The 21,894-nt window shown below is 53.8% G+C and carries 17 protein-coding genes and 2 pseudogenes; 9 read left to right on the forward strand and 10 right to left on the reverse strand.

Annotated features, from left to right (window positions below):
* Positions 1–208 precede the first annotated feature (208 nt).
* Positions 209–568, forward strand: a complete 360-nt coding sequence (locus AAIG39_RS12020; RefSeq protein WP_343193940.1) for a hypothetical protein — start codon at positions 209–211, stop codon at positions 566–568.
* A gap of 423 nt (positions 569–991) precedes the next feature.
* Here the strand turns inward: AAIG39_RS12020 and AAIG39_RS12025 are convergent, their stop codons facing one another.
* Entirely contained in the window at positions 992–1,351 is a 360-nt protein-coding gene (locus AAIG39_RS12025) for a putative T6SS immunity periplasmic lipoprotein (protein ID WP_343193941.1), read from the reverse strand.
* Positions 1,352–1,737: 386 nt separating this feature from the next.
* Here AAIG39_RS12025 and AAIG39_RS12035 point away from each other — a divergent pair.
* Positions 1,738–1,986: pseudogene (locus AAIG39_RS12035) on the forward strand (transposase); the annotation flags it as partial.
* A 9-nt stretch (positions 1,987–1,995) separates the two neighbouring features.
* Here the strand turns inward: AAIG39_RS12035 and AAIG39_RS12040 are convergent.
* Positions 1,996–3,147, reverse strand: a complete 1,152-nt coding sequence (locus AAIG39_RS12040) for an IS30-like element IS30H family transposase (RefSeq protein WP_039025592.1) — start codon at positions 3,145–3,147, stop codon at positions 1,996–1,998.
* 67 nt (positions 3,148–3,214) lie between these two features.
* On the opposite strand from AAIG39_RS12040, the pseudogene AAIG39_RS12045 reads away from it, so the two are divergent.
* Both AAIG39_RS12045 and rimO read left to right on the forward strand, forming a co-directional pair.
* Positions 3,215–4,162, forward strand: a pseudogene (locus tag AAIG39_RS12045) (IS3 family transposase); the annotation flags it as partial.
* A gap of 72 nt (positions 4,163–4,234) precedes the next feature.
* Positions 4,235–5,542, forward strand: coding sequence for a 30S ribosomal protein S12 methylthiotransferase RimO (rimO, locus tag AAIG39_RS12050; RefSeq protein WP_343193942.1), 1,308 nt, complete (start codon positions 4,235–4,237; stop codon positions 5,540–5,542).
* A 39-nt stretch (positions 5,543–5,581) separates the two neighbouring features.
* Here rimO and AAIG39_RS12055 read toward each other — a convergent pair whose 3' ends face one another.
* Both AAIG39_RS12055 and AAIG39_RS12060 read right to left on the reverse strand, forming a co-directional pair.
* The gene (locus AAIG39_RS12055) at positions 5,582–6,922 is read right to left on the reverse strand and encodes an MFS transporter (protein WP_343193943.1); all 1,341 of its coding nucleotides are present in this window, start codon (positions 6,920–6,922) and stop codon (positions 5,582–5,584) included.
* Between the two features lie 41 nt (positions 6,923–6,963).
* A complete protein-coding gene (locus tag AAIG39_RS12060; RefSeq protein WP_343193944.1) occupies positions 6,964–7,917 on the reverse strand; it encodes a 2-hydroxyacid dehydrogenase in 954 nt (317 codons plus the stop codon).
* Positions 7,918–8,014: 97 nt separating this feature from the next.
* Between AAIG39_RS12060 and AAIG39_RS12065 the strand changes: the two genes are divergently transcribed.
* Complete coding sequence (locus tag AAIG39_RS12065) at positions 8,015–8,902, forward strand: LysR family transcriptional regulator (RefSeq protein ID WP_249568625.1); 888 nt, start codon at positions 8,015–8,017, stop codon at positions 8,900–8,902.
* On the opposite strand, the gene gsiD is transcribed toward AAIG39_RS12065, so the two are convergent.
* From gsiD to iaaA, 5 genes are read right to left on the reverse strand one after another with little or no spacing between them, the layout of a single operon-like run.
* A complete protein-coding gene (gene gsiD, locus AAIG39_RS12070) occupies positions 8,892–9,803 on the reverse strand; it encodes a glutathione ABC transporter permease GsiD (protein WP_090087003.1) in 912 nt (303 codons plus the stop codon). The genes AAIG39_RS12065 and gsiD overlap by 11 nt on opposite strands.
* A gap of 2 nt (positions 9,804–9,805) precedes the next feature.
* On the reverse strand, positions 9,806–10,726 hold the full coding sequence (gene gsiC, locus AAIG39_RS12075; protein WP_343193945.1) for a glutathione ABC transporter permease GsiC: 921 nt from the start codon (positions 10,724–10,726) through the stop codon (positions 9,806–9,808).
* 47 nt (positions 10,727–10,773) lie between these two features.
* A complete protein-coding gene (gsiB, locus tag AAIG39_RS12080; protein ID WP_090086999.1) occupies positions 10,774–12,312 on the reverse strand; it encodes a glutathione ABC transporter substrate-binding protein GsiB in 1,539 nt (512 codons plus the stop codon).
* A 32-nt stretch (positions 12,313–12,344) separates the two neighbouring features.
* Complete coding sequence (gene gsiA, locus AAIG39_RS12085; protein WP_343193972.1) at positions 12,345–14,216, reverse strand: glutathione ABC transporter ATP-binding protein GsiA; 1,872 nt, start codon at positions 14,214–14,216, stop codon at positions 12,345–12,347.
* A gap of 10 nt (positions 14,217–14,226) precedes the next feature.
* Positions 14,227–15,168 carry a beta-aspartyl-peptidase gene (gene iaaA / locus AAIG39_RS12090; RefSeq protein WP_090086995.1) on the reverse strand — a complete coding sequence of 314 codons (942 nt, stop codon included), beginning with the start codon at positions 15,166–15,168 and terminating at the stop codon, positions 14,227–14,229.
* A gap of 203 nt (positions 15,169–15,371) precedes the next feature.
* Between iaaA and moeA the strand changes: the two genes are divergently transcribed.
* Together moeA and moeB are read left to right on the forward strand one after the other, a co-directional pair.
* Positions 15,372–16,604, forward strand: coding sequence for a molybdopterin molybdotransferase MoeA (gene moeA / locus AAIG39_RS12095; RefSeq protein ID WP_090086993.1), 1,233 nt, complete (start codon positions 15,372–15,374; stop codon positions 16,602–16,604).
* Position 16,605: 1 nt separating this feature from the next.
* Complete coding sequence (gene moeB, locus AAIG39_RS12100; RefSeq protein WP_343193946.1) at positions 16,606–17,376, forward strand: molybdopterin-synthase adenylyltransferase MoeB; 771 nt, start codon at positions 16,606–16,608, stop codon at positions 17,374–17,376.
* A gap of 234 nt (positions 17,377–17,610) precedes the next feature.
* Here the strand turns inward: moeB and fsa are convergent, their stop codons facing one another.
* A complete protein-coding gene (gene fsa / locus AAIG39_RS12105; protein ID WP_090086989.1) occupies positions 17,611–18,273 on the reverse strand; it encodes a fructose-6-phosphate aldolase in 663 nt (220 codons plus the stop codon).
* A gap of 134 nt (positions 18,274–18,407) precedes the next feature.
* Between fsa and AAIG39_RS12110 the strand changes: the two genes are divergently transcribed.
* Both AAIG39_RS12110 and AAIG39_RS12115 read left to right on the forward strand, forming a co-directional pair.
* Positions 18,408–19,307: a glycyl-radical enzyme activating protein gene (locus AAIG39_RS12110; RefSeq protein WP_343193947.1), complete on the forward strand. Its 900-nt coding sequence runs from the start codon at positions 18,408–18,410 to the stop codon at positions 19,305–19,307.
* Between the two features lie 4 nt (positions 19,308–19,311).
* Positions 19,312–21,744 carry a formate C-acetyltransferase/glycerol dehydratase family glycyl radical enzyme gene (locus tag AAIG39_RS12115; protein ID WP_090086985.1) on the forward strand — a complete coding sequence of 811 codons (2,433 nt, stop codon included), beginning with the start codon at positions 19,312–19,314 and terminating at the stop codon, positions 21,742–21,744.
* Positions 21,745–21,894 lie beyond the last annotated feature (150 nt).

The following is a 21,894-nucleotide window of genomic DNA, read 5'->3' on the forward strand; positions in this document are numbered from 1 at the left end:
TGCCGTTCGTCCGAGCGGCTTTTTTTTACTTGCCTTATTTTCGCGACAAACAACCAGGCCATTTCGGCGTAAAGCCAACCAGAAAAGTACTCTTCAGAGGTATTTTCCCCGGCCTGATGTTGTACCCTAAAATACCCCGTTAACGCTTTAGGAAGAACCACATAGCGCGTGTTATGTTAATTCCACACACAATATGAAAAGGGTCGCTATGAACACGTTTCCCCTGACAAGCGCAATTAATGCGCACAATGCAGATGCCGCTGCACAGCTACATGATTACCTTGAACAAAACCGGCAAAACCCGGCGCTTATCCCTGTGCTTAATATGGATTTAACTTTTATCAGTCCGCATGCGAGATCGACTAACGATTTCATTATCAGCAAGGTTGTGCACTTACACGACAATACTTACGTCCTTTATTATAAAATTAACTATTTCATCTTTAATTTATGCCAGGACATGAATATTGAAGATGTTTATGAAACCACTATCAGTTTCAGTGTCGAGCACAACTATTTAGCATTTACTGTTATTAATACTCACCGGGATACGGTTGATGAGTTTTGATTGCGGCGATTTTTGTCCCATAAAATTATAATGAAGCCGTTGCAGAAGGCAGCCCCATTTTTTCATCCTGCCCGGCCGAGAAGCCTCTATAAATCTCCCGGCGATATCTGTACAATCCCTTAATTCTGTAATCTGGGTATGCGGCATTTTGTAGGCGGGGTTGAAGCGGCTCGAGTCAACAATATTTTAATTCAGACGGTAAAAAACTGACTATACTTTTCCCTGAGTAAATTATTGCCTGGATTTTTTATCAAAAAATGGATGGGTTGGGTTTCGATTATTCTATGTTTTGAAGGCAAGTAATCTTAACAGCTCCATTTCTATGGTATAGGAAAGCTATTAATAATAATTTAGATGTAAGACCCTCAATTATAGAGGGTTTTATTGTAGGGCATTACATACAAGAGGTAACAGAAGTAACGTTTACTCCCCTTTTAGATCAAGAACATTTCCATCATTATCAAGAATGAATGTGTAGTAATAATTTTTTTCATTCAAAGTGTAGCTTACCCCGTATATAATACCTTTCTCTAAACTTACTGAAAAACAACTATCTGGATATGAAAGACGAACCCCATCACCAACCAGTAATTCTTTATAATTACTTCCGTTTGTAGAGAGAACATAACGGCTAAGTATATCTTTTTTATTTACGGTAAAACAAACCCGCCCATTATCGATATAGATTGATTGCCGTTCACCTGTTTCCGCCCCTTCTCGACCTTTCCCAGGACATCCAGTTAGCAATATAACTATTGGAAGAACAAAAAAATATTTTATCATCTCGGAAATCTCCCTAATACTTTCTCATATTTGGATAATAAATTTCTTGCAGGTTCTGATGGATCATACTCTCTCAAGGTATAAAGATTGCTGTGACCATAAAAACCATAATATTTTAACAACCAATAATCACTTACAATTGATGCTTGTTGTTCAAGGCTATAACTAAGAATATTATTCTTATCTAAACTATATGTATAATCGGCTGCACACGACATCATCCCTCTTGTTCTTACCCACATTCCCTTCTGATGTTGCCATACATGCATCATTTCATGAAGGAATAAATGTTGTGCGTCGGGTGTTCTTTGTTTAGTTGGTTTTGAATCGCCACGGGTTTAACAGACACCTCTGAGTCATTTAAGATGACTTAAAGAGAGGTGCCCATGAGCGGTAAGCGTTATCCCGAAGAGTTTAAAATTGAAGCAGTCAAACAGGTTGTTGATCGTGGTTATTTTGTTTCCAGCGTTGCAACACGTCTCGATATCACCACCCACAGCCTTTACGCCTGGATAAAGAAATACGGTCCGGATTCTTCCAATAATAAAGAACAGTCAGATGCTCAGGCTGAGATCCGCCGTCTCCAGAAAGAGCTGAAGCGGGTTACCGACGAACGAGACATATTAAAAAAAGCCGCTGTAGATTCAATCTGTCAACGCAACACCCCTTTCAATTATCTCTTTAGGTGTTTTGAACTTCAGTGTCTTTCTCGGTCTGTTGTTTAGCTGAGCTGCAACCTGATCCAGCTCATGCTGAGTATATTGGGCAAGGCATGTCTTTTTGGGAAAGTACTGTCGGATTAGCCCATTAGTGTTCTCGTTTGTTCCCCGCTGCCAGGGGCTCTGAGGATCGCAGAAGTAAACTTTAACTCCTGTGCTGTCAGTAAATTCCAGATGTCTGGCCAGCTCCATTCCTCTGTCCCATGTCAGTGATCGCCGGAGTTCAGGTGGTAGGCTCAGGAATTTATCTGTAAGAGCCTGATTCACTGATAAAGCGTCTTTGCCCCTGAGTCTCAGGATGATCGTATAACGTGATTTTCGGTCTACAAGTGTGGCTATATGAGAGTTTTTTGTACCCGAGACTAAATCGCCTTCCCAGTGTCCCAGAGAGCGTCTGTTATCGATATGCCGGGAACGTTCGTGGATTGGCGTTCCGTTCACTATGTTGATAGTGCCTCTTTCACCTTTGCGAGTATGGCGCCTGCCATGACGGAGGCTGTGCGATCGGCGCAGATGCTGTACGTTCAGGTGGTGTAGCGCTTCACGACTACGAAAGTAAAGCGTCTTATAAATTGTCTCAGGTGATATTCGTAGTGTTTTTTGACGCGGTTTCGCTCGCCTTAACCATCCTGATATTTGCTCTGGGGACCACTTCATCTCAAGCTTTTCCAGAACAAGCTCTCGCAACGGCATATTCTGATCCAGTAAGCACGGTTTTGGTCTTTTAGCCATCCTGTTGGCCCGGTTATTCGCATCAACGGCTTTGTAATAGCGCCTGCCACGATTACGCTGGACTTCACGTGAGATTGTCGAAGGGCTACGATTCAGCATTGTAGCGATGGCTCGAATGCTCATTTTAGCTGACAGACCGGCTCGTATTTCCTCGCGCTCAGACAGCGTCAGGTGAGCAACAGCTCGCTTGCGCTCATTGGGTTTTATGCCGCCAGTATCTCTTAACATCGTGAAGATGGTTCCTGGTTTCGAACCCAGGATATTAGCTATCTCACTGAAGCCTTTTCCGTTCTTCCACAGTTCAAAAACAGATGTTTTTTCCTTTGCTGTAAATGTCCGTCTCATCCAACAATCCTCCGCAACTACATGTTTTCACATGACTGTTGCGTTGACCAATTGAATCTACAGCGGCGTACTTCGCAAAGCTGTCCGACTGAGGTACGCCTTTATCCGTGACAACACATGTTGCTGGCCTGTTCGCCTGCTCTGTCGGGTGCTGGATGTTCATTCCGGTGGCTTTTACGCCTGGCTTCAGCAGCCGCATTCACAACGCCATCAGACAGACCTGAGACTGACAGGACAGATTAAACAGTTCTGGCTGGAGTCGGGATGCGTCTATGGTTATCGCAAGATCCATCTGGATCTGCGGGACAGCGGGCAACAGTGCGGAGTCAACAGAGTCTGGCGACTGATGAAACGTGCCGGGATAAAGGCTCAGGTCGGATACCGGAGCCCGCGGGCACGTAAAGGCGAAGCCAGCATCGTTGCACCCAACAGGCTCCAGCGGCAGTTCAATCCGGACTCGCCGGATGAGCGTTGGGTAACGGACATCACCTACATCAGGACCCACGAAGGCTGGCTGTATCTTGCCGTGGTGGTTGACCTGTTCTCCCGCAAAATTATCGGCTGGTCAATGCAATCCCGGATGACAAAGGACATTGTCCTGAACGCATTGCTGATGGCTGTATGGCGGCGTAATCCCCAAAAACAGGTGCTGGTTCACTCTGATCAGGGCAGTCAGTACACAAGCCATGAGTGGCAGTCGTTCCTGAAATCACACGGCCTGGAGGGCAGCATGAGCCGTCGCGGTAACTGCCACGATAATGCAGTTGCAGAAAGCTTTTTCCAGTTGCTAAAGCGTGAACGGATAAAGAAAAAGATCTATGGAACGCGGGAAGAAGCCCGCAGCGATATTTTTGATTACATCGAAATGTTTTATAACAGTAAGCGTCGGCATGGTTCTGGCGATCAAATGTCACCGACGGAATATGAAAATCAATATTATCGACGGCTCAGAAGTGTCCAGATTATCCGTGCCGATTCAGTTCCTGGTTGTCCCTTTATCCTGGCGATCACTTGACCACCTGATGTAGCTATAAAGTTGCGGCGTCTATATAATCCCCGGCATTGTGAGCAACTGATTGTACAAAAAATGTCTAAGATTGGATTTATATCATTAGGGTGCCCGAAAAACCTCGTTGACTCCGAGCGCATCCTCACCGAACTGCGCACCGAAGGCTATGACGTGGTACCGAGCTACAACGACGCCGATATGGTTATCGTCAATACCTGCGGCTTTATCGACAGCGCGGTACAAGAGTCGCTGGAAGCCATTGGCGAAGCCCTTAATGAAAATGGCAAAGTGATTGTCACCGGCTGTCTGGGCGCCAAAGTCGATCAGATTCGTGAAGTCCATCCGAAAGTGCTGGAAATCACCGGTCCGCATAGCTATGAGCAGGTGCTTGAGCACGTGCATCACTATGTGCCGAAACCGAAACACAACCCGTTCCTGAGCCTGGTGCCGGAACAGGGCGTCAAACTGACCCCACGTCATTACGCGTATCTGAAAATTTCCGAAGGCTGCAACCATCGCTGCACCTTCTGCATTATTCCGTCAATGCGCGGGGATCTGGTAAGCCGGCCGATTGGTGAAGTGTTAAGCGAAGCCAAACGTCTGGTGGATGCTGGGGTGAAAGAGATCCTCGTTATCTCTCAGGATACCTCCGCTTACGGCGTGGACGTGAAGCACCGTATGGGCTTCCACAATGGCGAACCGGTAAAAACCAGCATGGTCGGTCTGTGCGAACAGCTGGCAAAACTGGGTATCTGGACGCGCCTGCACTATGTTTACCCTTACCCGCACGTTGATGATGTCATTCCTTTGATGGCCGAAGGCAAAATCCTGCCGTATCTGGATATCCCGCTGCAACACGCCAGCCCGCGTATTCTGAAACTGATGAAACGTCCTGGCTCCGTTGACCGCCAACTGGCGCGCATCAAACAGTGGCGCGAAATCTGCCCGGATCTGACCCTGCGTTCGACCTTTATCGTCGGCTTCCCTGGTGAAACCGAAGAAGATTTCCAGATGCTGCTCGATTTCCTCAAAGAAGCGCGTCTGGATCGCGTTGGCTGCTTCAAATACAGCCCGGTGGATGGTGCGACCGCAAACGAGCTGGCCGATCAGGTGCCGGAAGAGATCAAAGAAGAGCGCTGGAACCGCTTTATGCAGCTACAACAGCAGATTTCCGCTGAGCGTTTGCAGGAAAAAGTGGGCCGCGAAATTCTGGTGATAATTGATGAAGTCGACGAAGAAGGGGCCATCGGCCGCAGCATGGCAGATGCACCGGAAATCGACGGCGCGGTCTATCTGAACGGGGAAACGAACGTGAAACCGGGCGATATCATTCGTGTGAAAGTCGAAAACGCCGACGAGTACGATCTGTGGGGTAGCCGCGTCTGACCCTGTCGCCGCCTGTTCCCAGGCGGCGTCTTTCTCTCTTTATACCGCTTCAACACGTTCAAAGCGTGTCGCAATCAGCAGGTAACTCACCACCGCCAGCGCACCGTGCGCCGCCACAAACCACAACGCGTTATTAAACGAACCTGTCACCGTCACCACATAGCCGATGACCAGTGGTGTCACGATCCCGGCAATATTACCGATGCCGTTGAACACGCCGCCGCACAAGCCGATCATCGTTTTCGGCGCAACATCGGACAATACGGCCCAGCCCACTGCCGCGAAGCCCTTGCCGAAGAATGCCATCGCCATCAGGAAAATCACCGCGCTGTTGCTGTCAACAAAGTTAGCGAACACCAGCATGGTGGAGAGCCCCATTCCGAGCACGAACGGCGTTTTACGGGCACGGGAAGCATGCATGCCCCGGCTAATCAGAACGTCAGACAGATACCCTCCCAGCAGACCGCCGGTAAAACCACAGATGGCGGGCAGTGCAGCGACCCACCCTGCCTGCATGATGGTCATCCCGCGTCCCTGAATCAGGTAGATGGGGAACCAGGTAATAAAAAAATAGGTCAGCGCCGTAATGCAGTACTGTCCAAGATAAATGGCCCACAGGTTGCGGTTGGTGAACAGACACCCGGCATCGCGCAACGAGGTTTTCTTCGACTTTGCCGCCCCCTCACTGTCCAGGTCCACCAGCGCGCCACCCTCGCGCATCAGATTTTTCTCTTCTTGCGTCAGGCGCGGATCTTTATGTGGCTCCTTATACCAGGCAAACCACACTGCGGCCAGCACCAGCCCTACGCCTCCCATCCACAGGAATACATGTTCCCAGCCCCAGGCATGGGTAAGCCACGCCATGACAGGCGTAAAGACCACCACCGCCATATATTGCCCTGAGTTAAAGAGCGCCGAGGCCACGCCACGTTCGCGCGTCGGGAACCAACTGGAGACGATACGGGAATTAGCCGGGAACGCGGGCGACTCCACCAGGCCCAGCATGAATCGCATCAGAAACAGGGTCATCGCCGCAAGACTGCCGGTCATCCCTATCCAGCCCACGGTACCCTGTAGCATCGTGAACACAGACCACAGCACCAGGCTCATGCCGTAGACTTTTTTGGCGCCAAAACGGTCCAGCAGCCAGCCGCCGGGGATCTGCCCCAGCGCGTAGGCCCAGGCGAAGGCGGAGAAGATCATCCCCAGCATCATCGGATCGAGGCCCAACTCTTTCACCACCGAGGTTCCGGCAATCGACATGGTGGCACGGTCGGCATAGTTAATAACCGTGATGATGAAAATCAGCCCAAGCACCCAATAGCGGTGGTGCCCTACCCGTTTGACCTGCTCCAGCGAGACATCCATTTGTTTGCTCATAGTTTTCTCACTCTTATATTTGTAGGGTTCAGAGACGATGGCTATACCCGGTTCGGCGGCAGGTTGCCGCTAAAGCAGGCCGTCAGGTTCGCCAGCACAATCTTGCCCATCTCAAGGCGTGTCTGGACGGTCGCGCTGGCACGGTGCGGCTGCAGAGTGACGTTATTGAGAGTGAAAAACCCTTCCGGTACATGCGGCTCATGGGCAAACACATCCAGTCCGGCTCCGGCAATGCGTTTATGGATCAAGGCATCGAGCAAGGCAGCTTCATCCACCAGCTTGCCACGCGCCACATTGATGAAATAACCCTCTGGCCCCAGCGCCTCCAGCACCGACTCACTGATGATCACCTTGCCGCTATCGGCAGAGGCCGCAAGCACCAGCACGTCCACTTCCTGCGCCAGCGCGTGAATATCAGCAATAAAGGTGTAATCAAGGGCGGCGATCGGGGCGAGGTCGGTATAGAGAATGCGGGCGTCGAAGGCGGCGACGCGTCTGGCAATCGCCTGGCCAACGCGCCCCATGCCGATAATCCCGACCGTGGTGCCACTCACTTTGCGCGCCAGCGGCAGGTTAGTGTGCGGCCAGCGTCCCGCACGTACGACCTGCTCGCCTTCGCTCATTTGCCGCAGGGTGGAAATCAACAGGCCCAGCGCCATATCCGCCACGTCATCGGTCAGCACGCCTGGCGTTGTGGTGACGTAGATACCGTGCCTGGCCGCATAAGCCAGGTCGACGGCATCTGTGCCGATACCACTGATAGCGACAATTTTAAGCGCCGGAAGACACTCCATCACCTCACGGGAAAGCCCTTTTGCACCGCCGGTCACCACACCTTCAATCAAGGGGCCAATCTCAGCCAGCATTTTTTTCGGTTCGTTCGCCTGATAAAGACGATGTACTTCATAGTCGCGCAATAATATTTCATCAATCGGTGCGGGCACCGCCTGGGTTAATAAAATGTGTGCTTTTTGTTGAGCCATATTATTTGTCATATCCATTATCCGTCGCGTAGTTATTAAGCAGATGATGGACAGACTAATAATTCATGTCTAATATAAATCCGGTATTCATTAATATAAGAATTGAATTATGGATTTGCATCAATTGCGTTGTTTTATCGCCGTGGCTGAAGAACTGAACTTCGGTCGCGCCGCAGCCCGCCTGCATATGACCCAGCCGCCGCTGAGCCGCCAGATACAGCTTCTGGAAAAAAGCCTGGGCGGGGCGCTATTTGAGAGAAATAACCGTCACGTGCAGCTCACTCATATGGGGCAACATTTGCTGACGGAGTCACGATTAATACTCAAACTGGCAGACAGACTTGAATCCTCCGTTCAGCAATGCGCGTCCGGCGAAATCGGCACGTTATCAATGGGATTTACGGCAGTATTTGCATGGAGCTTTATTCCGCAATTGCTCAAAGCGCTGTCGGTGAAATTACCGGGGGTCGATTTTCGTCTATTTGAACAGGTCTCTCACAAACAAATCAGCTCAGTCGAAAATAACAGTCTTGACGTTGGTTTTGTGCGCCATGTCCCACCAAACCCGCTGCTGGCGTATCAACCCCTTCAGGGCGAGACGTTCGTCGCCGCTTTTCATTGCGATCACCCGCTGGCACGCAAGCGAAAAATTCCCCTGAGCGCCTTTAACAATGAGCCCTTTTTTCTTTACAGCCCCGATGAAGCGCGCCATTTTTATGACCGCATTACCGACCTGTTCGTTTTCAACAACGTCACCCCAGATTTTAAATATCAACTGGCCCAGACCCATACCATCCTGGGAATGGTAAATGCCGGACTGGGGTGCGCGATTGTGCCCGGATCTTCGCGGGCGCTGGGCATGGCCAATGTCACCTTTATGAATATCGAAGGGGTCAATATTCAGGCGCACAATTTCCTGGTGTACTCAAAGGCCAATCCAAACCCGGTACTTCCCGCGTTTCTCAAGGCCCTGAGTGAGGTATTAATTACCCTTTGATTTTGGGATCCAGCGCATCCCGTAGCCCATCGCCTAACAGGTTAAACGCGAGCACGGTCAGGAAAATCGCCAGTGAGGGGAAGAGCGCCACATGGGGAGCGATCACCATATCCGCGCGGGCTTCATTAAGCATAGCGCCCCACTCAGGCGTAGGCGGTTGCGCCCCCAGGCCGAGAAAAGAGAGACTCGCTGCCGAAATAATTGAGGTGCCAATACGCATCGTGAAATAGACCACGATCGACGACACCGTTCCCGGAAAAATATGGCTAAACAGAATAGTCATGTCGCTTGCGCCAATACTGCGCGCCGACTCGACAAAAGTCTGGTGTTTAAGAACCAGGGTGTTGCCGCGCACGAGTCGGGCGAAAGCAGGAACAGAGAAAACCGCCACGGCAATAATGACGTTGGTCATTCCGCTACCCATTACCGCCACGACGGCAATCGCCAGCAAAATACCCGGAAAAGCGAACAGTACATCGCAAACGCGCATGATGATGCGATCCCACCAGCCTTCGTAATACCCGGCCAGCAGACCCAGTACGGTGCCAGTCAGCGCGCCAATCAATACCGCCAGCACCCCGGCCGCCAGCGAGATCCTCGCCCCCAACAGCACACGGCTGAAGATATCGCGGCCCAGGGAATCCACGCCAAACCAGTGCAAAGCCGATGGCCCTTCATTGAGACGGTCATAGTCAAAATAGTTTTCGGCATCGAAAGGAGCAATCCACGGTGCGACGATCGCCAACAAAATCAGAATCAGCACAAACAGCCCGGCGGTCATCGCCAGGGGCTGACGACGAAAACGCCGCCAGAACTCATGCCACGGGGTACGTACCTGGTCTGGTTTCAGCCCAGGCATGGCGTTTAAAATCGCCGCTCGACGCCAGTTTAACAATCGCATCCTTACTTGTACCTGATAGCGGGGTTAATGGCGACATACAGCACATCCACCACTAAATTGATAAGAATAAACTCCAGCGAGAAGAGCAGGACTTCTGCCTGGATAACCGGGTAATCGCGCATATCAACAGAGTCCACCAGCAAACGCCCGAGGCCGGGCCAGTTGAAAACTTTCTCAACGACAATCGAGCCGCCAAGCAAAAAGCCAAACTGTAGCCCCATCATGGTGATCACCGGGATCAGCGCATTGCGCAGGCCATGCTTGAGTATGACCCATTTTTCGCTGAGCCCCTTGGCGCGCGCGGTACGCATGTAGTCTTCATTGAGCACATCGACAAAAGAGGCGCGGGTAAAGCGCGCCATCACTGCGGCCACAGCGGCCCCCAGCGTCATCGAGGGTAAAATATAGTGCCGCCAGCTATCGGCTCCGACCGTCGGCAACCAGCCCAGTTCAACGGAGAAAACCTGCATCAGCAGCATGCCCAGCGCGAAGGCCGGAAAGGAGATCCCGGTCACCGCCAGCGCCATGCCTAATCTATCCGGCCAGCGGTTACGCCATACAGCGGCGGCAATACCCGCCACCAGGCCAAACAGCATCGCCCAGGTCATACTGGCAATGGTCAGCCAGAACGTCGGGAAAAAGCGGCTGGCTATCTCGTCGACGACCGGACGGCGAGAGGCCATCGAGATACCGAAATCGCCCTGCAGGACATTCATAATGTAGTGCCCGAACTGGATATACAGCGGCCTGTCGAGACCCAATTGCTGACGCACCAGTCCAATCACCTGCTCATCGGCCTCCGGCCCGGCAATCAGCCGTGCCGGATCGCCCGGTAAGAGGTGAACAAATAAAAACACCAGCACCGCCACGATCAGTAGCGTCGGGATAAGACCCAGAAGGCGTTTTAAAACATAATTCAGCATCGTCTCTTCCGTCACTCCCCTCTAACGCGAAGAGGGGAGATGCGCTCTTATTTCAGGTCGGCCTCGTCAAAACTAAAGCCGGTATCCGGCATGATGTAGAACCCCGTGAGGTTCTTGTTGTGAGCGGAAACCAGCTTCTCCACCACCAGCGGCACCCAGGGGGACTCTTTCCAGATGATATCCTGCGCCTCTTTGTAGAGCCTGGTTTTTTCCTGATTATTGGTGGTTTTCAGCGCGTCAGCCAGGTCTTTATCTACCTGCGGGTTACTGTAGAACGCCGTGTTGAAGAGTGTTGGCGGCCAGTTCTGCGAGGCAAACAGCGGCGACAGCGCCCAGTCCGCTTCCCCGGTCGATGCCGACCAGCCCGTATAGAACATCCTCACGCCGCTCTCTTTCTGCCCTTTCGCTTCCACTTCCGCCGCGCGCTGTCCGGCATCCATCGCCGTCACCTGAGCTTTGATGCCCACTTGTGCTAACTGCTGCTGGGTAAACTGCAGCACTTTTTGCGCGGTGCTGTGGTTATGTGATGACCACAGTGTGGTACTGAACCCGTTTGGATAGCCTGCCTCTTTCAACAATTCGCGGGCTTTAGCAGGATCATAAGGCCACGGCTGATAAGTTTGCGCATTAGCCAGCGACGGTGGAACAATGCCCGTTGCCGGGGTCGCATACCCGGCGAATGCCACTTTCACCAGCGCCTGACGGTTAATAGCGTAGTTGATAGCTTCGCGCACTTTCGGGTTGTCGAAAGGCTTTTGCGTCACGTTCATACTGATGTAGCGCTGCATAATCGAGGGGCTGGCCACCAGCTCCAGTTTGCTGTTTTTCTGCAGCACCGCCGCCTGCTCATACGGAATCGGGAAAGCGAACTGCGCTTCACCCGTCTGCAGCATCGCCGCTCGGGTATTGTTGTCGACGACCGGACGCCAGGTAATGGTGTCCAGTTTCGGCAGCCCTTTTTGCCAGTACCCGGCGAATTTCTTCACCTTCACAAAATCGGTCTGGTTCCAGGTGTCCAGCTCATAAGGGCCGGTCCCCACCGGGTGAAAGCCGATGTCCTTACCATATTTTTCCAGCGCGGCAGGTGAGATCATCGCCGTCGCCGGGTGGGCCAGAATGTTGATAAAAGCCGAAAATGGCTGTTTCAGGGTGATTTTGACCGTCGTCGCATCCACCGCATCGGTTTTCGCGATGTTCTTATACAGGTTGTAGCGCTTGAGCGCATTGTCCGGATTGCTCGCGCGATCGAGGTTAGCCTTTACCGCCTGTGCGTTAAAGTCGGTCCCGTCCTGGAATTTTACCCCCTGACGCAGCTTGACGGTGTACACCAGGCCGTCATCTGACACCGTATAACTTTCAGCGAGCACATTATGCAGCTTCATATCTTTATCAAGGCCAAACAGCCCCTGATAGAACGACTTAGCGACAGCCTGCGACAATGTGTCATTGGCATTGTAGGGGTCAAGGGTGGTGAAATTCGACGCCACCGCGACCACAACATCTTTGGCAGCCAGTGCTGGCGCGGCGCTCAGCGCGATGGCAACTGCAAACGCAATCTGCCATTTACGTGGTAAAGCTTGTGTCATGTTGTTCTCCTGAGTGTCCCTGCCTGTTTCTGTCAAAAACGTGATTGTGTGTTACCCGGCGTCGTACGGGCGACGAAATGACCCGGGCCGATGTTCTGCAACTGCACACGCTGTACCGTCTCGCCGCGTTTATGGATGTTGCTGGGGATTTCATCCGACAACAACACCCGCTGCGCCCTCGGGTGAGACGGGTCGGCCACCGGAACGGCGGCCATAAGTTTACGGGTATAAGGGTGCTGCGGGTTCTCAAACACGGCGCGACGTGGGCCAATTTCCACAATCTGGCCGAGATACATCACGGCCACACGGTGGCTGATTCGCTCCACGACCGCCATGTCATGAGAAATAAACAGAAACGCAATCCCCATCTCCCGTTGTAAATCAAGTAGCAAGTTGATGATTTGGGCACGAATCGAGACATCCAGCGCCGAAACCGATTCGTCTGCCACCACCACGCGCGGGTTTAAGGCCAGTGCTCTGGCAATACAGATACGCTGACGCTGGCCGCCGGAAAACTCATGGGGATAACGCCACGCATGTTCCGGTTTCAACCCTACACGTTCCAGCAACCACTGCACCCGCCGCCGGGCATCTTCCTCATTCATCACGCCATGCACCCGCAGCGGTTCCATAATGGAATAGCCCACGGTCTGACGGGGGTCGAGGGAGGCGTAAGGGTCCTGGAAAATAAATTGAATGTCCCGTCGCAGCGGCTGCAACTTACCGTCGGGTAGCGTATCGATACGCTCGCCCTGAAAGGTAATGACCCCGCTCTGGCTTTCCACCAGCCGCAACAACGCCCTTCCGGTGGTCGATTTACCGCAGCCGGACTCCCCAACCAGCGATAGGGTTTCGCCCGGCCACAGGTCGAAGCTCACCCCTTCCACCGCATGAACTTCACGGGTTACACGGTTTAAAATCCCGCTGCGGAGCGGGAAACGCGCGACCAGGTCGCGGACCTGCAGAATCGGCTCGCCCGGCACGACAGTATCCTGCTCGGTTTCCGGCTCCTGGTGTTCAGGATGTTGTAACGAAACCAGAGGAAAACGACGCGGTAGATCGCTGCCGTTCATCGCGCCAAGACGCGGTACCGCTGCCAGTAAGGCTTTCGTGTAGATATGTTGCGGTGCGTTAAAAATCTGTTCTACGCTACCCGTCTCCACCGCTTCGCCCTGATACATCACCAGCACGCGATCGGCAATATCTGCCACAACCCCCATATCATGGGTGATAAAAATCACGCCCATCGCCATCTCTTTTTGCAGCACGGCGATGAGTTGCAGAATCTGCGCCTGGATAGTCACATCCAGCGCCGTCGTCGGCTCATCGGCAATCAGCACCGCCGGACGACAGGAGAGCGCCATGGCAATCATCACCCGCTGGCGCATGCCGCCGGAAAGCTGATGCGGATAACGAGACAAAATGGACTCTGATTCGGGGATGCGTACCAGATCCAGCATCCGCCGGGCCTCTGCTAACGCCTCTTCTTTGCCCAGACCCTGATGCAGACGGATGGATTCGGCAATTTGCTCACCCACCGGAAAGACCGGGTTAAGTGAGGTCATTGGTTCCTGAAAAATCATAGCGATGTCGGCCCCGCGAACCCCCCGCAGGCGAGAGGCGTTGAGTGTCGCCAGGTCGACACGCTCCCGGTTACGGCGCAAAAGGCGCATATGATCGCAGCTCACCTCCCCGCCAGCCTGTTCCAGCAGACGCAGTAGCGACATGGCGGTAACCGACTTACCCGATCCCGACTCTCCGACAATCGCCAGCGTTTCACCGCGTTTAAGGGTAAATGACAGGTTACGCACCGCCTGGGTGAGCTGTTTTTCATGACGAAACGCGACATTCAGATTGCTGACATCCAGCACCACATCGGCGTCTGTTTCATACCCGTGCGACACCCCACTCTCCTTATTCACGATAAATCCCTACGCTTGGCGCATCTCCGGCATAGCCCCAGGCCCGATACATCCCTTCGCTGTTGAAAGGCAATGCGATATTTCCATCACGATCGACGGCAATCAGGCCGCCGCTACCGCCCAGCACAGGCAGTTTATCCATCACCACGGCTTCACAGGCTTCGTGCAGGCTTAATCCGCCATAATCCATCAGCGCAGCGATATCATAGGCAGCCAGCGCGCGGATAAACACTTCCCCTGTTCCGGTGCAGGAGACCGCTACGCTTGCGTTGTTGGCATAACACCCTGCGCCGGGTAGCGGACTGTCTCCTACCCTCCCCGGCAATTTATTGGTCATACCGCCTGTCGAGGTCGCCGCCGCCAGGTTTCCCTGTTTATCCAGCGCCACCGCCCCGACGGTGCCCATTTTTTTCGTTTCATCCAGCGGCGCGCCGCCATGATCCAGCGCAGTCTGTCCTGCCGCACGGGCGGCAAGCAGTTGTTCGTACCGCTCCGGCGTGGAAAAAATTTCGGGCGACACCGACTCCATCCCTTCGGCAAAGGCAAATTTCTCCGCCCCTTCCCCCACCAGCAACACATGCGGGCTGCGTTCCATCACCAGCCGTGCCGCCAGCACCGGATTACGTAAGCGGCTAACACCGGCGACAGCGCCAGCGCGCAGTGAGTACCCGTCCATTACACAGGCGTCCAGCTCGTGGGTTTCATCACGGGTAAAAACAGAACCAATGCCCGCGTTAAACAGCGGACACTCTTCAAGTAAGCGCACGGCCTCCGTTACCACATCCAGCGCGCTTTCTCCGGCATTGAGCATCTTCTGGCCGGTTTCGACAATGGCCGAGAGTGCGGCAATATACTGCCGTTCTTTTTCCGGGCTCAGTTGCGCGCGGGAGATGGCCCCTGCGCCACCATGAATTGCAATTACCGCTTTGGTCATTTTTTTATCGCCCGGTCAGGATAGCTTGCTGCTTTTTCTATAAATATCATTATCGTCGTCACAGCTTCATACAATTTTTGAATATAGAAAGTCGATCCTGCGATGTAAAGCAGGCATCTCACTCTGGCACTTGAGGAGGACATGCAGTCAGGCCTCATTTTCTGCCATAATGGCCCCTTTCACGCGTGGTGCTGGAGTAAATTATGGAATATACCGCAGGCTTGATCCCGCTGGATTCGGCCCTGGCGCAAATGCTTTCCCGCGTTTCGCCACTCACAGAAAGCGAAACTTTACCGCTGCTGAACTGTTTTGGCCGCGTTGTGGCGCAGGACGTGATTTCACCGCTCAATGTGCCGGGTTTTGACAATGCCGCCATGGACGGTTATGCCGTCCGCCTGGCCGATATCGAAAAAGGTGAACCGCTGCCGGTTGCCGGAAAAGCTTTCGCCGGACAGCCATTTCACGGCGAGTGGCCTGCCGGCACCTGCGTGCGCATTATGACCGGAGCCCCGGTCCCGGCTGGCTGTGAAGCCGTGGTAATGCAGGAGGAGACCGAGCAAACCGACGCGGGCGTGCGCTTCACCGGTAAGGTCAGGGCCGGGCAAAACATCCGTCTGACAGGCGAAGATATTCGCGCGGGCGCTGCCGTGTTCAGCGCCGGGAAAAAACTGACCGCCGCCGAACTACCGGTGCTCGCCTCGCTGGGTATTGCCGAAGTGGCGGTCGTGCGCAGGGTCCGCGTGGCGCTCTTTTCCACTGGCGATGAGCTGCAACTGCCAGGCCAGCCGCTGGCTGACGGACAAATCTACGATACCAATCGCCTGACGGTGCACCTGATGCTGGAACAGTTGGGCTGCGAGGTCATCAACCTTGGCATCGTGCGTGACGATCCCGCAATTCTGCGTGAGACCTTTATCACCGCTGACCAGCAGGCCGACGTGGTGATCAGCTCCGGCGGTGTGTCGGTGGGTGAAGCGGATTACACCAAAACTATCCTCAATGACGTGGGTGAAATCACTTTCTGGAAGCTCGCCATTAAGCCCGGCAAACCATTCGCCTTCGGCAGCCTCAGGAAAAGCTGGTTCTGTGGATTGCCCGGCAATCCGGTCTCCGCCGCACTGACCTTCTACCAGTTAGTACAGCCGCTACTGGCGAAGCTGAGCGGCAATACCGCAAGCCCGCTGCCGCTGCGACTGCGCGCCCGCGCGGCAACGCGCCTTAAGAAAACGCCGGGGCGTCTTGATTTCCAGCGTGGCATCCTCAGCCGCGATAGCAGCGGCGAGCTGATTGTCAGCACCACCGGCCCGCAGGGATCGCATATCTTCAGTTCGTTTAGTCAGGGCAACTGCTTTGTGGTGCTGGAGTGTGAGCGTGGTCATGTGGAACCAGGCGAATGGGTTGAGGTTGAAATTTTTAACCATCTCTTCGGGGGCTAAGATGTCAGTTGAGCTGAGCGATGAGGAGATGCTGCGCTATAACCGACAGATTATTCTGCGCGGCTTCGATTTTGACGGGCAGGAGCGGTTAAAAGCATCACGCGTGCTGGTAGTGGGGCTGGGCGGTCTGGGCTGCGCTGCTGCGCAATATCTGGCAGCGGCGGGTATTGGTCAGATGACGCTTCTGGATTTTGATACCGTGGCGCTCTCCAATCTCCAGCGCCAGACGCTGCACAGCGATGCGACGATTGGCGAGCCGAAAGTGGAGTCCGCCAGAGCCGCACTGGCGCGAATTAACCCGCATGTTCAGCTCGATACCCTTAACGCCATGCTGCATGAAAGCGCCCTGTCAGAACAGATTGCCGCCCACGATCTGGTGCTGGATTGCACGGATAATGTCGCCATTCGCAATCAGCTTAACGCCGGATGCTTCGCGCATCATATTCCGCTGGTCTCCGGTGCCGCCATTCGTATGGAGGGGCAAATCAGTGTCTTTACCTGGGGGGACGGCGAGCCCTGCTACCGTTGTCTGAGCCGTCTGTTTGGTGAAAACGCGCTCACCTGTGTCGAAGCGGGCGTCATGGCACCGCTGGTAGGAGTCATCGGTTCGCTACAGGCGCTGGAAGCAATCAAAGTGCTGACACACTATGGCGTGCCTGCCGCCGGAAAAATCGTGATGTATGACGCAATGACCTGCCAGTTTCGCGAAATGAAGCTGATGCGTGACCCTCGGTGTGAGGTCTGCGGAGCTAAACAGCAAAAGGCAACGTAAGTTGCCTTTTTAGTGTTTTCACTCCCTCTTCGCCAAAGAGAGAGCCGATCTGCACGAGATAAGACACTGGTGATACCTTCCGGCTGGCGCTGCGCCAGCCGGGCTATCCTGGCATCGGCCTTGTCCTGTAGCCCGGACAAGACGTTTACTCCGCCATCCGGGAAATGACGTTGATGTGCCCCCCTGTGCACCTGATTGAAACCACGTCCAGTGGGGACACCAGAGCGCACCGGATTAAATCGATGTACGGCCAAACGCCGTTTGCCAGTCCTGCTCGAACTTCGCGATAGCCGCATCCACCGCTGGCGCGGCGATAAACTGTTGTGCCACATCCAGCGGCAGCGTAATTGACTCACAGCCTGCCAGCAGGCACTCCAGCGCCTGACGTGGCGTCTTAAAGCTGGCCGCCAGCACCTTCGCCCCTGGCGCATGCAGGCTCAGCAAACGCTGTAAGTCATTTACTGTCTGAATGCCGTCACCGCCCTGCGCATCCACGCGGTTCACATAGGGTGCGACATACTCCGCCCCCGCCAGTGCAGACAACAGCCCCTGCCCGGCGCCGTATACGGCCGTGCCAAGCGTTGGGATACCTTCTGCTTTCAGGCACTTAATAGCTGCCAGCCCCTCCGCCGTCACCGGCACTTTCACCACCAGATCGGGAATAATAGCGCGTAGCTTATGCGCATCCGCCACCATACCCTCAGCGGTGTTCGCCATAACCTGGGCAAATAAGCGACCTTTGCCATCCAGCGCGTCGTACAATTGCGGCAGCAACACCTCAACCGGCGTTTTACCCGCCGCCACAATACTTGGATTGGTGGTTACGCCCGCAAGCGGAAAAATGCGCGCCAGCCGTTTCACCGCCGCCACGTCTGATGTATCGAGATAGAGTTCCATTCTTTCACCCTCAAAATGTGAGATTCAGCATGCTTTAAAACTAACACGCATTAACCTGCCCGAGAGTTGACCTTAATCAATATAACTTTCATTCGAAAGTAATTTAATCTTCATACGCAAGATGAGGGCAACCTATGATTTTCAATATTCAACGCTACTCCACCCATGATGGCCCTGGTATTCGCACCGTCGTCTTTCTGAAAGGCTGTTCATTAGGCTGCCGCTGGTGTCAGAACCCCGAAAGCCGCGCCCGCGAACGCGAAGTGCTGTTCGACGCCAGATTGTGCCTGGAAGGTTGCGATCTTTGCCAGCAGGCCGCCCCGAAGGCTATTCACCGGGCACTTAACGGCCTGCTGATTGCCCGTGAAAAGTTGACGGAGAGCGACCTTAATACCCTGGCCACTTGCTGCCCGACACAGGCGTTGACCGTCTGCGGGGAAGGTAAATCCGTCGATGACATCATGGCAGCAGTATTGCGCGATAAAGCTTTTTATTCCCGCAGCGGCGGGGGTATTACGCTTTCCGGTGGCGAGCCGTTTATGCAACCGGACCTGGTTTTCGCCCTCTTTAAAGCAAGCCATGAACAAGGCATTCACACCGCCGTTGAAACATGCCTGCACGTACCCTGGCACTACATAGAGCGCTCGCTGCCCTATGTGGATCTGTTTCTCGCCGACCTGAAACATGTTGATAGCATTGCGTTTAAACAGTGGACTGACGGCAGCGCCAGACGCGTGCTGGATAACCTGAAACGACTGGCTAATGCCGGTAAGCAGATGACCATCCGCGTGCCGTTGATTCCTGGCTTCAATGCCGATGAAAAATCCATTTCTGATATCACCAATTTCGCCGCCGATGAACTGAACGTCCGCGAGATCCACTTTTTGCCCTATCACACGCTGGGCATGAATAAATACACCTTACTCAGTCAACCCTACACCGCTCCTGACAAGCCGCTTGATGCACCGGCGTTACTGGCATTCGCCCAGAACTACGCCAGCCAGAAAGGGCTGACAGCACTATTACGAGGATAATCTCATGACAACTTTGCAACTTTCGACCCTGACCGATCGTATTAAGGCGCATAAGAATGCGCTGGTGCATATTGTAAAACCGCCGGTTTGTACCGAGCGCGCACAGCACTATACCGAGATGTATCAGCAGCATATGGATAAGCCCATTCCGGTACGCCGCGCGCTGGCGCTAGCCCACCATCTGGCTGAGCGCACCATCTGGATCAAGCACGACGAACTGATCGTCGGCAACCAGGCAAGCGAAGTGCGAGCCGCGCCTATCTTCCCGGAATATACCGTCAGCTGGATTGAAAAAGAGATCGATGACCTGGCGGATCGTCCTGGTGCTGGCTTTGCGGTGAGCGAAGAAAATAAACAGGTACTGCATGCCATTTGTCCGTGGTGGCGCGGCCAGACCGTGCAGGATCGCTGCTACGGCATGTTTACCGATGAGCAAAAAGCGCTGCTGGAAACCGGCATTATCAAGGCCGAAGGCAATATGACTTCGGGCGACGCGCATCTGGCAGTGAATTTCCCGCTGCTACTGGAAAAAGGGCTGGACGGCCTGCGTCATAAAGTGGGCGAGCGCCGTTCACGCATTAACCTCACCGTGCTGGAGGATTTGCACGGCGAACAGTTCCTGAAAGCGATTGATATCGTGCTCAATGCCGTCAGCCAGCATATTGAACGTTTCGCCGACCTCGCCCGTCAGATGGCCAGTGCGGAAACCCGCGTCAGCCGCCGGGATGAACTGCTGGCGATGGCGGAAAACTGCGATGTGATTGCCCACGAACCGCCGAAAACATTCTGGCAGGCACTGCAACTGTGCTATTTCATCCAGTTAATCCTGCAAATTGAATCCAACGGCCATTCTGTCTCCTTTGGGCGCATGGATCAGTATCTGTATCCTTACTATCGTCGCGATGTGGAGCTGGACCAGTCGGTGTCCCGCGAGCAGGCCATCGAAATGCTGCACGGCTGCTGGCTGAAATTACTGGAAGTGAATAAAATCCGCTCCGGCTCGCACTCCAAAGCCTCTGCGGGCAGCCCGCTGTACCAGAACGTGACCATTGGCGGTCAGAAACTGGTCAACAATGCGCCAATGGATGCCGTCAATCCGCTCTCCTACGCGATTCTGGAATCCTGTGGCCGCCTGCGCTCCACCCAGCCGAACCTCAGCGTACGCTATCACGCGGGTATGAGTAACGATTTCCTGGATGCCTGCGTACAGGTGATCCGCTGCGGCTTCGGGATGCCGGCGTTTAACAACGATGAAATCGTGATCCCTGAGTTTATTAAACTTGGCGTCGAACCGCAGGATGCATACGACTACGCGGCGATTGGTTGTATCGAGACCGCCGTCGGCGGTAAATGGGGTTATCGCTGCACCGGGATGAGCTTTATCAACTTTGCCCGCGTTATGCTGGCTGCACTGGAGGGGGGACGTGATGCCACCAGTGGCAAAGTGTTCCTGCCGCAGGAGCATGCGTTGTCGAAAGGCAATTTCACCGGCTTTGACGAGGTGATGGCCGACTGGGATAGCCAGATACGCTACTACACCCGTAAATCTATTGAAATTGAGTACGTTGTTGACACCATGCTCGAAGAGAACGTCCACGATATTCTCTGTTCCGCACTGGTAGATGACTGTATCGAACGGGCAAAAAGTATAAAACAGGGTGGCGCAAAATATGACTGGGTCTCTGGTCTGCAGGTGGGCATCGCCAACCTCGGAAACAGCCTGGCAGCGGTCAAAAAACTGGTGTTCGAGCAGGGTACTATCGGGCAACAGCAGCTCGCTGAGGCGCTGGCCGCTGATTTCGACGGTCTGACGCATGAGCAGTTACGCCAGCGCTTGATTAACAGTGCGCCGAAGTATGGCAATGATGATGACAGTGTGGATGCGCTGCTGGTTCGCGCTTACCAGACCTATATCGACGAGCTGAAAAATTACCATAACCCACGTTTCGGACGCGGCCCGATTGGCGGCAATTATTACGCCGGGACCTCTTCTATCTCCGCGAATGTGCCATTTGGTGCGGCAACTATGGCGACACCGGACGGACGTAAAGCCAGAACTCCGCTCGCCGAAGGGGCAAGTCCGGCATCGGGGACAGATCATCTTGGCCCAACGGCGGTAATCGGTTCGGTGGGGAAACTGCCGACGGCGGCGATTCTCGGCGGCGTATTGCTTAACCAGAAGCTGAACCCGTCAACGCTTGAGAATGACAGTGACAGGCAGAAACTGATGCTGCTGCTGCGCACTTTCTTTGAGGATCATAAAGGCTGGCATATTCAGTACAATATTGTCTCCCGTGAGACGTTGCTGGAAGCGAAAAAACACCCGGATCAATATCGCGACCTGGTGGTGCGTGTTGCAGGGTATTCCGCGTTCTTCACCGCTCTGTCACCGGATGCGCAGGATGACATTATTGCGCGCACCGAGCATACACTTTAACTTCCCACCCCGGCTGGCGCTGCGCTTAGCCGGGCAACGTGGCATCTCAAGTAGATGAAACACGTCTCCTCTCCCCCTGTAAGAGGGAAAAAATTGAAACGGCAACCTGAGGTTGCCGTTTTGCTTTTACTTTCGAATGAAATAAATTTG

Origin of the sequence: Phytobacter palmae, assembly GCF_039409775.1 — a bacterium.
Taxonomy (GTDB): domain Bacteria; phylum Pseudomonadota; class Gammaproteobacteria; order Enterobacterales; family Enterobacteriaceae; genus Phytobacter; species Phytobacter palmae.